A 14,077-nucleotide genomic window follows, 5' to 3' on the forward strand; every position below is an offset into this window, starting at 1 on the left:
GCGACATCTTCGGTGAAGTTCTGTGAATTCGGGGCATCAGGGCACCTTTTCGGGCACTCGTGCGTCTGTATCAACAACAGCCACTCGTTCGAGTTTGAGAGGAGCGTCTCCCCGATGTTCCGTCGGCGTGAGCCCGTCCCGTTCGCCTTCGTCGCCGAGGCCGACAGGTTCCGCAGCAATGTCGCTCCCCCGCCCCCGGAGAAGTCCTCCGCGGCTGAGATAGCCGGGCGTTGGCTCCTGGGCGTCACCATCATCGCCGCGCTGGTGGGTTCCCTGGTGCTCGGGATGCCGGCGCTGACAATCGATCACTCGTCCACATCGACGCAGGAGTCACAAGCGTCCCAGGGACACTGACTTCTCCCCCACTGCCCCAAATGGCGTGGGAGGGACCCCCATGGGCCCCCCAAGGTGGCTCGCGACGGCAGTGGCGGATAGCCTCACCGGGCACAGCCCACGCAGGTATTGAGTGAGGACCCGCCGTGCCCCTGCCCTTCCTGACGGCCGACCGCGCCTTCGAGACAGCCGACGACATCGCGCTGCCCTTCGACGACCGCGACCACTGGCGGCGCCCCTACCGCCCCGGCCCCTGGCGGGTGGGATCGGCGGCGCTTCTGCTGCTGCTCGCGTCGTACGTGCTGTTCGCGGCGGTCATCATCGCTCTCACCGGCTCCGCTTCCGAGGGCGGTGTGGTCTTCGGTGGCGCGCTGGTCATCATCGCCGTCGCGCTGCGGCTGCTCCGCATGGGTGTGTGGGTGAGCGCCCGAGGGGTGCGGCATGTGGGCTTCTTCCTGACGCGTACGGCGCGCTGGGAGAAGATCGTCGCGGTGCGGACGGTGCAGCAGCCGGTGCGCTGGCTGGGGCTGCCGCGCACGGTGCAGGGGCAGGCCCTGACCCTCGTACGCAGCGACCGCGCGGCCGAGGACGCCTCGCCGCTGCTGAGCACGCACGGCGCGGACTTCCTGGGCCGGCCCGACGCGTTCGACCGGGCCGCGGACTCGGTGGAGGCCTGGGGCGCGGAGTACCAGCGGGGCTGACCTGCCCAGGGACCTCACGACTGACATCGAAAGGGGCCGGCCGCCGTGGAGGCGGCCGGCCCCTTTCGTGTCGTTCAGGCCTGGACGGGCTTGCCGTCGTGCAGGGCGATCGCCCGTTGCATCGCCTTGCGGGCGCGCGGGGTGTCCCGGGCGTCGTGGTAGGCGACGGCGAGGCGGAACCAGCTGCGCCAGTCGTGCGGCGCGTCCTCCGTCTCGGCCTTGCGCCTGGCGAAGACCTCGTCGGCCGAGTCGCGGTCGATACGGCCGCTCGGCAGGCGCCTCAGCTCGTCGACGGGCAGGCCGCCCTCGGCCTCCAGTTCGGCGGCGAGCCGGTTGGCCTTGCGGACGAACTCGGTGTTCTTCCACAGGAACCACAGACCGATGACCGGCAGGATCAGTACCGCCACACCGAAGGTGACGGTGATGAGGGTGCCGGACTGGATGAGCATGACGCCGCGGCTGCCGACCAGGACGAAGTAGAAGACCAGGACGGCGGCCGTTACGGCGTAGGACAGCTTGGCGCGCATGGTGTCGTCAGCCCAGGTCCAGGAAGTTTTCCAGGCCGAAGGTCAGGCCCGGGGTCGTGACCACCTTGCGGGCGCCCAGCAGGATGCCCGGCATGAAGCTGCTGTGGTGGAGCGAGTCGTGGCGGATCGTCAGGGTCTCGCCCTCGCCGCCCAGCAGGACTTCCTGGTGAGCGAGCAGGCCGCGGAGGCGGACCGAGTGCACGGGGACGCCGTCGACATCGGCGCCGCGCGCGCCGTCCAGGGCCGTCTCCGTGGCGTCCGGTGCCGGGGCCGTGCCCGCCGCGGCGCGGGCCGAGGCGATGAGCTGTGCCGTGCGGGTCGCCGTACCGCTGGGGGCGTCGACCTTCTTCGGGTGGTGGAGCTCGACGACCTCCACCGACTCGAAGTAGGGGGCCGCGATCTGCGCGAACTTCATGTTCAGGACGGCCCCGATGGAGAAGTTGGGCGCGATGAGGACGCCCGTCTCCGGAGAGGCGGCCAGCCAGCCGTTCAGCTGCGCGAGGCGCTCGTCGGTCCAGCCCGTCGTACCGACGACGGCGTGGATGCCATGGCCGACGCAGTACTCGAGGTTGTCCATCACCGAGGCCGGCGTGGTCAGTTCGACGGCGACCTGGGCGCCCGTCTCGGCGAGGGTCTCCAGTGTGTCGCCCCGGCTCAGGGCGGCGACCAGCTCCATGTCCTCGGCGGCCTCGACGGCCCTGACCGCCTCGGAGCCGATCCGGCCCTTGGCACCGAGGACCGCCACGCGCAGCTTGCTCATCTTCTTGGTTTCCTTCGGGAGGGTGCTTACGCGACCGCGTCGTGCAGTCGGGACGCCTGCTTGTCCTTCAGCGGGCCGATGACCGACAGCGAGGGCCGCTGTCCCAGGATCTCGCGGGCGACCGCGCGGACGTCGTCCGGGGTGACCGACGCTATCCGGGCCAGCATGTCGTCGACGGACATCTGCTCGCCCCAGCACAGCTCGCTCTTGCCGATGCGGTTCATCAGCGCACCGGTGTCCTCCAGGCCGAGGACGGTGGAGCCGCGGAGCTGGCCGACGGCGCGGGCGATCTCGTCGTCGGTCAGGCCGTGCTCGGCGACGTGGTCGAGTTCGTCTCGGCAGATCTTCAGCACGTCGTGGACCTGCGAGGGCCGGCAGCCGGCGTAGACGCCGAAGAGGCCGCAGTCGGCGAAGCCCGAGGTGTACGAGTACACGCTGTAGGCCAGGCCGCGCTTCTCGCGGACTTCCTGGAAGAGGCGGGAGGACATGCCGCCGCCCAGGGCCGTGTTGAGGACACCGAGGGCCCAACGACGCTCGTCCGTGCGGGCCAGGCCCGGCATGCCGAGGACGACATGGGCCTGCTCGGTCTTGCGGCCGAGCAGTTCGACGCGGCCCGAGGTGCGGATGGTGCGGCGCCCGTCGCGCGGGGCGATGGGGGTCGCCTCGGCGTTCCTGAAGGCGCCCGCCTTCTCGAAGGCCGCGCGGACCTGTCGTACGACCTTGTTGTGGTCGATGTTGCCCGCGGCCGCCACGACCAGGTGGGTCGGGTCGTAGTGCTTCTTGTAGAAGCGGCGGATGCGGTCGGCGGTGAGGGCGTTGACCGTGTCGACCGTGCCGAGGACCGGGCGGCCGAGGGGGTTGTCGCCGAACATGGTGTGCGCGAACAGGTCGTGCACGCAGTCGCCCGGGTCGTCCTCGGTCATGGCGATCTCTTCGAGGATCGCGCCCCGCTCGACGTTGACGTCCTCTTCCAGGATCAGCGAGCCCGTGAGCATGTCGCAGACGACGTCTATGGCGAGCGGCAGGTCGGTGTCGAGCACGCGCGCGTAGTAGCACGTGTACTCCTTCGCCGTGAACGCGTTCATCTCGCCGCCGACCGCGTCGAGCGCCGAGGAGATGTCCAGGGCGGAGCGCCGCGTCGTGCCCTTGAAGAGCAGGTGCTCCAGGTAGTGCGTGGCGCCGTTCAGGGACGGCGTCTCGTCGCGGGAGCCGACGTGGGCCCAGATGCCGAAGGTCGCGGAGCGGACCGAGGGCAGCGTCTCGGTGACGATGCGCAGGCCGCCCGGGAGGGTGGTCTTACGGACCGTGCCGATGCCGTTCGTGCCCTTGATGAGCGTTTGGGTACGGGCGACGGCCCGCGCCTCCGAGGAGGTGCGGGCCGTCGCCGTGGAGCTGCTCGACGTCACTTGTCGGTGTCGTCCTTCTTGTCGTCGCCCTCTTCGCCCTCGATCACGGGGATGAGGGAGAGCTTGCCGCGGGAGTCGATCTCGGCGATCTCGACCTGGACCTTGGCGCCCACGCCGAGCACGTCCTCGACGTTCTCCACGCGCTTGCCGCCGGCGAGCTTGCGGATCTGCGAGATGTGCAGCAGACCGTCCTTGCCGGGGAGCAGCGACACGAACGCACCGAAGGTGGTGGTCTTGACGACCGTACCCAGGTAGCGCTCGCCGACCTCCGGCATGGTCGGGTTGGCGATCGAGTTGATCGTGGTGCGGGCGGCCTCGGCGGAGGGGCCGTCGACAGCACCGATGTAGATGGTGCCGTCGTCCTCGATCGTGATGTCGGCGCCGGTGTCCTCCTGGATCTGGTTGATCATCTTGCCCTTGGGGCCGATGACCTCACCGATCTTGTCCACGGGGATCTTGACGGTGATGATCCGCGGGGCGTTGGGGGACATCTCGTCCGGCGTGTCGATCGCTTCCATCATCACGTCGAGGATGTGGAGGCGGGCGTCACGGGCCTGCTTCAGAGCGGCGGCCAGGACGGAGGCCGGGATGCCGTCCAGCTTGGTGTCGAGCTGGAGGGCGGTCACGAACTCCTTGGTGCCGGCGACCTTGAAGTCCATGTCGCCGAAGGCGTCCTCCGCACCGAGGATGTCGGTGAGGGTGACGTAGTGCGTCTCGCCCTCGATCTCCTGGGAGATGAGGCCCATGGCGATACCGGCGACGGGGGCCTTCAGCGGCACACCGGCGTTCAGCAGCGACATGGTGGAGGCGCAGACCGAGCCCATGGACGTCGAGCCGTTGGAGCTCAGCGCCTCGGAGACCTGGCGGATCGCGTAGGGGAACTCCTCGCGCGTCGGCAGGACCGGGACCAGGGCGCGCTCGGCGAGGGCGCCGTGGCCGATCTCGCGGCGCTTCGGGGAGCCGACGCGGCCGGTCTCGCCGGTGGAGTACGGCGGGAAGTTGTAGTTGTGCATGTAGCGCTTGCGGGTCACCGGGGAGAGGGTGTCCAGCTGCTGCTCCATGCGGAGCATGTTGAGGGTGGTGACGCCCAGGATCTGGGTCTCGCCACGCTCGAACACCGCGGAGCCGTGCACGCGCGGGATGGCCTCGACCTCGGCGGCCAGCGTACGGATGTCGGTGACACCGCGGCCGTCGATGCGCTTCTTCTCCTTGATCACGCGCTCGCGGACGAGCTGCTTGGTCAGGGAGCGGTACGCGGCGGAGATCTCCTTCTCGCGGCCCTCGAACTCCGGGAGGAGCTTCTCGGCGGCGAGCGCCTTGACGCGGTCCAGCTCGGACTCGCGCTCCTGCTTGCCGGCGATGGTCAGCGCGGAGGCGAGCTCCGGGCGGACGGCGGCGGAGAGCGCCTCCAGGATGTCGTCCTGGTAGTCGAGGAAGATCGGGAACTCGCCGGTCGGCTTGGCGGCCTTGGAGGCGAGGTCGGCCTGGGCCTTGCAGAGGACCTTGATGAAGGGCTTCGCGGCTTCCAGACCGGCGGCGACGACCTCTTCGGTCGGGGCCTCGGCGCCGCCCTTGACCAGCTGGATGGTCTTCTCGGTGGCCTCGGCCTCGACCATCATGATCGCGACGTCGCCGTCCTCCAGGGTGCGGCCCGCGACGACCATGTCGAAGACGGCGTCCTCGAGCTCGGAGTGCGTCGGGAAGGCCACCCACTGGCCGTTGATCAGCGCGACGCGGACGCCGCCGATCGGGCCGGAGAAGGGCAGACCGGCCAGCTGGGTGGACGCGGAGGCGGCGTTGATCGCCACGACGTCGTACAGGTGGTCGGGGTTGAGCGCCATGATCGTGGCGACGACCTGGATCTCGTTGCGCAGGCCCTTCTTGAAGGACGGGCGCAGCGGGCGGTCGATCAGGCGGCAGGTGAGGATCGCGTCCTCGGAGGGCCGGCCCTCACGGCGGAAGAAGCTGCCGGGGATCTTGCCGGCGGCGTACATCCGCTCCTCGACGTCCACCGTGAGGGGGAAGAAGTCGAGCTGGTCCTTGGGGTTCTTGGAGGCGGTGGTGGCCGACAGCACCATGGTGTCGTCGTCCAGGTACGCCACGGCGGAGCCGGCGGCCTGCTTGGCCAGGCGGCCCGTCTCGAAGCGGATGGTGCGGGTGCCGAAGGTGCCGTTGTCGATGACGGCCTCGGCGTAGTGGGTCTCGTTCTCCACTAGCGGTTTCTCCGTTACTTTCGTCTGCGTTCGTCTTTTGTCCCATCCACCCGTGTGGTGGGGGGACGTGGGCGGAGAAGCGCTCCGTCTGGTGCGGGCCGGTCTTCGATCGAAGCACCCGGGTTCACAATGCCCGGGGGCCACTACCGAGGACCGGCGGCGGCGAGGTGCGCTCCTCCTCGTGATACTGCGTGGTGTTGCGTCGTGCTACCACACTACAAAGCGGGTGTGACACTCCGCACGTTTCCATACATACGCAAAGGGAGCGGCCCCCGATCGTTTCGGGAACCGCCCCCTTCACGGCGTCTTACTTGGCGCCCGCCGCACCACGGCGGATGCCGAGGCGGTCGACCAGCGCACGGAAGCGCTGGATGTCCTTCTTCGCCAGGTACTGGAGAAGGCGGCGACGCTGACCCACCAGGATCAGCAGACCACGACGGGAGTGGTGGTCGTGCTTGTGGGTCTTGAGGTGCTCGGTCAGGTCCGAGATCCGGCGCGACAGCATGGCGACCTGGACCTCGGGGGAGCCGGTGTCGCCCTCCTTCTGACCGAACTCGCTGATGATCTGCTTCTTCGTAGCGGCGTCGAGCGGCACGCGTACTCCTCGTAGTCTTTGAATGGCCACCGAGTGCCCCCGGTCTTTGTCTCGGGGGAGCTTCCGTTACTCGGGAGGCGGGGATCCGCTGGGCGCGGCCTCCAGGGTCCTTCGAGGGACTCCGGGGGTGCGTACACAAACGGCCGTCACTCAGGGTACCAGGCCCAGGTGGGCACCTTCGCCCGCTTTCCGAACCACCCCGTCGGGACGGATGGGGCCACTAGGGTGAGCTCGGATCGTAGGACGTCGGGAAGGGGTCGCCGGACATGGCGGAGACGGCAGAGGAGATCAAGGCACGCAAGGAGCGGGAGCGGGACGAGCTCTACGCCCTCGACATCTCCGGCGTCGAGTGGCACTGCGCGCCGGGCACGGAGGAGCACGAGGAGCGGGTCGAGATCGCCTACCTGCCCGAGGGCGCCGTGGCCATGCGGTCCTCGCTCGACCCGGACACCGTGCTGCGCTACACGGAGGCGGAGTGGACGGCCTTCGTGCTCGGCGCGCGGGACGGGGAGTTCGATCTTCAGCCGGCGCCGGAGGAATCCGCGGGGTGAACGCGACGCGGATGAGTGGGGAGCGGCACGCGCGCGTGCCGCTCCCACTCATCGTCGTACGGACGTCTCTCAGTGCTTCAGTCCCGCGCTCCCGATCGCCACGGCCATCAGCGCGGGGTCGGTGGGGTACTTGTCGTCGTGGACCAGTTCCCGCTTGCCGAAGAAGGCGCGGCCGTACTGGTAGAGGATGTCGGACTGTTCCGGGTCGCTGAGCTCGGAGTCGTCGTCCTCGGGAAGCGTGAAGAGCAGGAGAGGGGTCTCCCGGTCCGTGCGCGGGTTCCAGCGGACCACGGCCGCCGGGGCCACCGCACCCGCGCCGCGGCGGTAGATGAGCAGGTCGTCGCCGCTCATCCGGAGGGGGTAGACCTTCTGGAGCTCACGGCCCTCGAACTTGCCCGCGGTCTTGCCGGTCGCCAGGTCGAACGCCACGATCCAGTCGGAGGGCTCGCCGGTGGCGATGTTCTCCTTGCTCAGGATGTACGCCTGGGTGCGGCCCACCACGATGCCGTCGCAGTTCTCGTACTCGCCGAAGAAGGACATCCCGAAGTAGCGCTCACCGCACTTCGCGTCGTAGTCGTCGAGCGGGATGGTGGTGCGGTACTTGCCCTGGCCGTCGAGGGTGATCACGTCGGTGACCGTGCTGTCGCCGGCCGCGAGGGCGAGGACCGGCGGGTCGGCGGAGGGCAGGTAGACGGTCTGGATGCCGCTGGAGACGCGGTACGTCCACAGGGGCTTGCCGGTGCGCGGGTCGACCTTCTGCACCTGGAACCTGACGTCGGGCAGCGCACCGCAGCTGCGCAGGGCCAGCAGGGCGCGGCCGCCGGCGAAGGCCTTGTCCTGGCACTCGTCGCCGAGCGCGCTGTTCCACAGCTTCGTGCCGGTCCGCATGTCGTACGCCACCGAGCCCTGCCCCCAGGCGACGGCGACGACGCCCTTGGTCAGGGTGAGGTTGGTGTTGGTGACGAAGGCGGAGTTCGCGGCCGGCATCTGCTTCTGCCACAGCTTCTTGCCCGTGTTCAGATCGACGAACACCACCTGGTCGCAGACGCCGTCCTTGTCCGAGCCCTTGGGCCGCGGGGGCTGGATGACGACGGCGGTACGGCCGTCCGCGGTGACGTGCCGGCTGGTGGCGCAGAGGTGGCCGTCCAGCTTCAGCGTCCAGGCCTTCTCGTCGGCGTCGAGGGCGATGTTGTAGCCCTCCAGCCGGCTGGCGACGCCCTTGACCATGACCTTGTCGGTGGCCCAGGTGCCGGGCGCGTAACGGGGACTGGCGTCGTTGGTCTTGGCGAGGTTCTCCTCGTCGTGCTCGATCATCAGCTGCCCCTCGGGCGAGCCGGGGACCTTCTCGGTCGTCTCCCTGATCGCGTCGGGGCTCTGTACGACCGGCCCCTTGGCGTCGACGGGGGCGGCGTCGTCGCCGGACGCGAGGAACCAGCCGCCTCCGGCCAGCACGAGGAGGGCCACGACGACCGCCACCGCGCCCAGCAGTTTCGTCCGGCGGCGCTTGCGCGCGGTGTCCGCCGCGAGTGCGGATTGGGTGTAGATCGAGGGAGGCGGGCCGAAGCTCACGCGGAAGCGCCCTTTCTGTTCGTGACCTGAGAAGGGCCCACTATGCCCGTCGGCCGGCCACGGCCCGGGAGCGGGGTGGATCACCGTTCCGGTCAACGGCCTTGCGGGGCAAGGCGCTTCGGGAGGGCGCGGGCTCGTCCGCCGTCACCTTCCGTTTATGTTCGGGGTATTCACGAACATCGCCCCTTTTCCTCACGGATGCGAAAGCTGTGTACGGCACTTCTGGGCAGGTTGTGACGCAGTGGACCCTCGCTCAGGGGTGGACGGGCCTGCCGGGGTGGGGCTTGTGGTGATTAGGCTGGTACCGGGCGCGACGCCAGAACCCGTGGACCGGGCGTCGGCGTCCCAGGGGGAGAGTCCGGTGGAGCGGACGACCTCGAACGACTTCGGACGACTAGAAGACGACAAGAACAGGTCGCCCCTAGCACGGTATGAGGGTGCTCGACCACACCAGGAGGAATTGTGAGCAGCGATCGGGACGGGATCCGCGGGGGCTGGGCCACACCCGGCGATGACCAGCCCGACGCGGAGTCCGCCAGCGAGATGACGGGCGAGTTCACCATCGACTACGCACCGCCTGCCTGGTACACGCAGAACGCGTCGGGGGGATCCAACGACGGGGGGAATTCGGGGGGTTCGGGGGATTCGGGTGGCTCGACCGGTTCAGCCGGTTCTGGGGGTCCGGGTTCTACGGGTTCTACAGGTTCTACGGGTTCTTCTTCGGGTACGGCGGGGTCGGCGGCCGGCGGGGCGCCTGCGGGCGTTCCCTCTCCCACCGACTGGTCCGCTTCCTCGCTTCCGGGGCTGACTCCGCCGGCCCACTCACGTCCCCAGGGGGCGTCTTCGGGACCGGCTTCCGTCCCGGCTCCGGCGCCCGGCGCTCCGTTCACACCGCCGACGGCAGGTCCGGCGGCGGGTCCGGGTGCGCCCTTCACTCCCCCGGCACCGCCCTCTTCCGGGCCCGGGGCTCCGTTCACGCCGCCCGCGCCGCCGGCCTCGGGGCCGGGTGCGCCGTTCACGCCGCCCGCGCCGCCCAGCGCTGGGCCGGTGGCGGTGCCGAGGCTTCCGGTGGGGAGTGGCTTCGAGCCGCAGCCTCCGCAGACTTCGCAGCCGACGCAGGACGAGGCCCGGGCTGAGGCTCCTGCCGCCGACCCCGCTTCTCCTACGGCCGTACCGAACATTCCGGGGACGCAGGGGCCGTGGGGTGCTCCGGCTTCGGCTCCCTCCTCGTCTCCGGCGAGTTTCACCCTGCCTGCGCCCGCTCCGGCGCCTGCTCCTGCTCCGGCGCCTGCTCCTGAGGTGGCCTCTGCCGCGCCGGACGTCGAGGAGCCGGAGGAGTCCGGGAGCGGTGACCTGGAGAGCGGCGCCACGATGCGGTTCTCCGCCGTCGCCCTGAAGCGGGAGATCGCGGAGCGCGCCGCGGCGGTCGAGGAGACCGACGAGGCTGTGGAGGAGGACGCCGCCGCCGAGGAGGCTTTCGACGCGGATGCCGACGGCACGGCCGACGCGGGCGACGACACCGACGAGGACAACGGTCTCGACGCGGACTCCTTCAGCGACGTTCCGCTGTCCGACGACGCCGAAGGCGAAGACGCCGAAGCTGCTGCGGCAGACGAGGAGTTGGCGGACGCGGACCTGACGGAGGCGGAGGCGGAGGCGGAGTCGACCGAGGCCGACACCGACGCCGACGCCGACGCCGACTCGACGGTGGAGCCGGAGCTCGCCGAAGTAGAGCCGGTGGACGCGGAGCCGGTGAACGCCGTTGCCGTCGGCGTGGAGCCGGCGGACGCGGACCTCTCCGACTCCGCACCCGTAGACGCCGTACCGGACGACGTAGAAGCTGACCCGGAACCCGCGGACGTCGAACCGTCGGACACCACCGAGGAAGCCGAGCCTCAGGACCTCACACCTGAGGACAACGCACCCGAAGACGCCGCACCGCAGGACGCGCCCCCCGCCGACGCACCCCCGGCCGACGGGTCCCCCGCCTGGGCTCCCGCACCGGCGCCGCAGCCCGGGATGCCGCCGCTGCCGCCGTCGTACCAGCCCGCCGCGCCCGCACCCGCGGCGCAGTGGCCCGCGCAGCCGCAACCTCAGCCCGCGCCTCCGCAGCCGACCCCGGCAGCACCCGCGGAACCTCAGCCCGCGGTCGCTCAGGACCAGCCGGCCGTGCCGCCGCAGCAGCCGCCCTTCCAGCCGCAGGCACCGCAGCCCGCGCCCGCCTCCTGGACGCCGCAGGCCACGCAGCCGCCCACCGGCCCGGCCCTCGCCCCGGCGGCCCCGGGCCCGCAGGGCGCGTACGGCTTCCCGCACCCCGGCGCCCCGACTCCGGTGCCCAACGCCCAGAGCGGCTACGGCTTCCCCCAACCCGGCGCCCCCGCCACCCCCACGCCCAACGCCCAGCCCTCCCCCGACCAGCAGGCCGGCTACGGCTTCCCTCACCCCGGCGCCCCCGCCACCCCGCAGGGCCAGCCGGGCATCCCCCAGCCGCACCCGCAGGCCGACGCTCAGCCCCCGACCCCCCAGGCACCCGCCCCCGCGCCCCAGGCCGTGCAACCCCCCACTCCCCCGACCCCTCAGAGCGGCTACGGCTTCCCCCAGCCCGGCGCCCCGGCCGCCCCCGCGCCCAACGCCCAAGGCGGTTACGGCTTCCCCCACCCCGGTGGAATCCCCGCACCGGCCCCCCAGCCCGGCGCCCCGGCCCCCACCCCCAACGCCCAGGCCGGCTACGGCTTCCCGCACCCCGGCGCCCCCGCCACCCCGAACGCCCAGCCCTCCCCCGACCAGCAGGCCGGCTACGGCTTCCCCCAACCCCCCGCCCAGCAAAACCAGCCGACCCACCCGGCCCACCCGCAGCCGGGCGCACCCCAGCCGCACCCCCAAGCCGACGCCCAGCCCCCGGTCTCAGCCCCAGCGCCCTCAGCCCAGGCACCGCAGGCCCAAGCCCCCACCCCCCAGGCCCCCCAGGCCCCCCAGGCCCCCGCCGACCCCCGCACCGGCACCGCCTGGCCCCAGCCCATCCAGCATGATCAGCGGCAGATGACCAACCCCGGTGCCGCGCCGCTCGGTTACACCGCTGCCGTGGAGCTGTCCTCCGACCGGCTGCTCAACAACAAGCGGCAGAAGGCGAAGAGCAGCCGTCCGGCCGCCCAGCCCTCCCGGTTCAAGATCGGCGGCAAGAAGGAAGAGGCCGAGCGGCAGCGGAAGTTGGAGCTGATCCGTACGCCGGTGCTGTCCTGCTACCGGATCGCCGTCATCAGCCTCAAGGGTGGCGTCGGCAAGACCACGACCACCACCGCCCTCGGGTCCACCCTCGCCACGGAGCGGCAGGACAAGATCCTCGCCATCGACGCCAACCCGGACGCCGGTACGCTCGGCCGCCGCGTCCGGCGCGAGACCGGGGCCACCATCCGTGACCTCGTCCAGGCGATCCCGTACCTCAACTCGTACATGGACATCCGGCGGTTCACCTCCCAGGCGCCGTCGGGCCTGGAGATCATCGCCAACGACGTCGACCCGGCCGTGTCCACGACCTTCAACGACGAGGACTACCGGCGCGCCATCGACGTGCTGGGCAAGCAGTACCCGGTGATCCTCACGGACTCCGGTACCGGGCTGCTCTACTCCGCGATGCGCGGCGTGCTCGACCTCGCCGACCAGCTCATCATCATCTCCACCCCGTCCGTCGACGGTGCGAGCAGCGCCAGTACGACCCTGGACTGGCTGTCCGCGCACGGGTACGCGGATCTCGTGTCCCGTTCCCTCACCGTCATCTCCGGTGTCCGCGAGACCGGCAAGACGATCAAGGTGGAGGACATCGTCAGCCACTTCGAGACGCGCTGCCGTGGCGTGGTCGTCGTGCCCTTCGACGAGCATCTCGCCGCCGGTGCCGAGGTCGACCTGGACATGATGCGGCCGAAGGTCCGGGAGGCGTACTTCAACCTCGCGGCGATGGTCGCCGAGGACTTCGTACGCCACCAGCAGTCCCACGGCCTGTGGACCAGCGACGGCAACCCGCCCCCGGTGGCGGCCCCGCCGATGCCGGGCCAGCAGTACGCCCCAGGACAGGGACAGCAGTACGCCCCGGGACAGCCGGTGCCCGGCCAGCCCGCTCCCGGCCAGCCGTACCCGCCGCAGGGCTACCCCCAGCCCGGCCAGCCGTACGCCCCCGCCCCGCAACCGGGTCAGCCGTACCCGCCGCAGCAGCCGTATCCCCAGCAGGGGCAGCCGCCGTATCCGCAGCAGCCGTACCCCCAGCAGGGGCAGCCGCCGCAGCAGTAGCCCGTACGACCGAAGGGCGGCCGGTGCCCATCAGCACCGGCCGCCCTTCGGCGTCGTGGACGAAGAAGCGGCTACTCGGCCGCCGCGATCAGCTCACGGCATCGCTTGACGTCCTCGGCGATCTGCTCCAGCAGTGCCTCCAGCGACTCGAACTTCGCCTGGCCACGGACGAAGGCCAGGAAGTCGACGGCCACGTGCAGGCCGTAGAGGTCGAGGCCCACGCGGTCGATGGCGTACGCCTCCACCGTGCGCTCGGTGCCGTCGAACTGCGGGTTGGTGCCGACGGAGATCGCGGCCGGCATCGCCTCGCCCTGCACATGCAGCCAGCCGGCGTACACGCCGTCGGCGGGGATGGCGGTGTGCGGGAGGGTCTCGACGTTCGCCGTAGGGAAGCCCATCTCGCGGCCCCGCTGGGCGCCTCGGACGACCACGCCCTCCACCCGGTGCGGACGGCCCAGGATCTCGCCGGCGCCTTCGAGGTCGCCCTCGGCGATCAGACGGCGGGTGAGGGTGGACGAGAACGGCTCGCCGCCGCCCGCGTCCCCGCAGACGAACAGGTCGACGACCTCGACCTCGAAGTCGTACACCTTGCCCTGCTCGGCGAGGAACTCCACGTTCCCCGCGGCCTTGTGGCCGAAGCGGAAGTTGGGGCCCTCGACGACCGCCTTGGCGTGCAGCTTGTCGACCAGGACCTTGACGACGAACTCGGCCGGCGAGAGCTTCGAGAACTCCGTGGTGAAGGGGAGGATCAGGACCGCGTCCACGCCCAGGTCCGCCATCAGTTCGGCGCGGCGGTGGTGCGGAGCGAGCAGCGGCGGGTGGCTGCCGGGGCGGACGACCTCGCTGGGGTGCGGGTCGAAGGTGACGACGACCGCGGGAACTCCCAGCTCACGGGCGCGATCCACGGCATGCCGGATGATCAGCTGGTGTCCGCGGTGGACTCCGTCGTAGGAGCCGATGGTGACGACGCTGCGCCCCCAGTCCTGGGGGATGTCCTCCAAGCCACGCCAGCGCTGCACTGTGACCGCTCCTCGTCGAACCCGTGTCCGTATGTACGGCTTACCTCTTACGCAGGTCTAAGGGTGCCATGCCGCGTCCCTGTGGCCCGCATCGGCATGGACGCTGTGACTCGACCCACGTG

Annotated in this window: 11 protein-coding genes and 1 pseudogene; 5 read left to right on the forward strand and 7 right to left on the reverse strand. The window is 70.7% G+C overall.

Annotation, left to right across the window (positions count from 1 at the left end; genetic code table 11):
• Window positions 1-114: 114 nt before the first annotated feature.
• Window positions 115-354: a hypothetical protein gene (locus tag OG885_RS13240; RefSeq protein WP_405730602.1), complete on the forward strand. Its 240-nt coding sequence runs from the start codon at window positions 115-117 to the stop codon at window positions 352-354.
• 125 nt (window positions 355-479) lie between these two features.
• Window positions 480-1,034, forward strand: a complete 555-nt coding sequence (locus OG885_RS13245; RefSeq protein WP_405730604.1) for a hypothetical protein — start codon at window positions 480-482, stop codon at window positions 1,032-1,034.
• Window positions 1,035-1,108: 74 nt separating this feature from the next.
• Here OG885_RS13245 and OG885_RS13250 read toward each other — a convergent pair whose 3' ends face one another.
• The 5 genes from OG885_RS13250 to rpsO form a co-directional block, all read right to left on the reverse strand.
• A complete protein-coding gene (locus tag OG885_RS13250; RefSeq protein ID WP_399966038.1) occupies window positions 1,109-1,561 on the reverse strand; it encodes a hypothetical protein in 453 nt (150 codons plus the stop codon).
• 7 nt (window positions 1,562-1,568) lie between these two features.
• Window positions 1,569-2,321, reverse strand: coding sequence for a 4-hydroxy-tetrahydrodipicolinate reductase (gene dapB, locus OG885_RS13255; protein WP_399966037.1), 753 nt, complete (start codon window positions 2,319-2,321; stop codon window positions 1,569-1,571).
• 26 nt (window positions 2,322-2,347) lie between these two features.
• Complete coding sequence (locus tag OG885_RS13260) at window positions 2,348-3,727, reverse strand: M16 family metallopeptidase (protein ID WP_405730606.1); 1,380 nt, start codon at window positions 3,725-3,727, stop codon at window positions 2,348-2,350.
• Window positions 3,724-5,940: a polyribonucleotide nucleotidyltransferase gene (locus OG885_RS13265; protein WP_405730608.1), complete on the reverse strand. Its 2,217-nt coding sequence runs from the start codon at window positions 5,938-5,940 to the stop codon at window positions 3,724-3,726. The genes OG885_RS13260 and OG885_RS13265 overlap by 4 nt, the downstream gene beginning before the upstream one ends.
• 307 nt (window positions 5,941-6,247) lie before the next feature.
• A complete protein-coding gene (gene rpsO / locus OG885_RS13270; protein WP_015657483.1) occupies window positions 6,248-6,535 on the reverse strand; it encodes a 30S ribosomal protein S15 in 288 nt (95 codons plus the stop codon).
• A 266-nt stretch (window positions 6,536-6,801) separates the two neighbouring features.
• Between rpsO and OG885_RS13275 the strand changes: the two genes are divergently transcribed.
• The gene (locus OG885_RS13275; protein WP_405730610.1) at window positions 6,802-7,086 is read left to right on the forward strand and encodes a DUF397 domain-containing protein; all 285 of its coding nucleotides are present in this window, start codon (window positions 6,802-6,804) and stop codon (window positions 7,084-7,086) included.
• 69 nt (window positions 7,087-7,155) lie between these two features.
• On the opposite strand, the gene OG885_RS13280 is transcribed toward OG885_RS13275, so the two are convergent.
• Window positions 7,156-8,655, reverse strand: coding sequence for a PQQ-binding-like beta-propeller repeat protein (locus OG885_RS13280; protein WP_405730612.1), 1,500 nt, complete (start codon window positions 8,653-8,655; stop codon window positions 7,156-7,158).
• Between the two features lie 462 nt (window positions 8,656-9,117).
• Between OG885_RS13280 and OG885_RS13285 the strand changes: the two are divergent.
• Both OG885_RS13285 and OG885_RS13290 read left to right on the forward strand, forming a co-directional pair.
• Window positions 9,118-9,198: pseudogene (locus OG885_RS13285) on the forward strand (SCO5717 family growth-regulating ATPase); the annotation flags it as partial.
• Between the two features lie 828 nt (window positions 9,199-10,026).
• Complete coding sequence (locus OG885_RS13290) at window positions 10,027-12,936, forward strand: AAA family ATPase (RefSeq protein ID WP_405742719.1); 2,910 nt, start codon at window positions 10,027-10,029, stop codon at window positions 12,934-12,936.
• 71 nt (window positions 12,937-13,007) lie between these two features.
• Here the strand turns inward: OG885_RS13290 and OG885_RS13295 are convergent, their stop codons facing one another.
• Window positions 13,008-13,955: a bifunctional riboflavin kinase/FAD synthetase gene (locus OG885_RS13295; protein WP_399966032.1), complete on the reverse strand. Its 948-nt coding sequence runs from the start codon at window positions 13,953-13,955 to the stop codon at window positions 13,008-13,010.
• Window positions 13,956-14,077: the final 122 nt, after the last annotated feature.

The organism is Streptomyces sp. NBC_00028 (genome assembly GCF_045041065.1).
Taxonomy (GTDB): Bacteria; Actinomycetota; Actinomycetes; order Streptomycetales; family Streptomycetaceae; genus Streptomyces.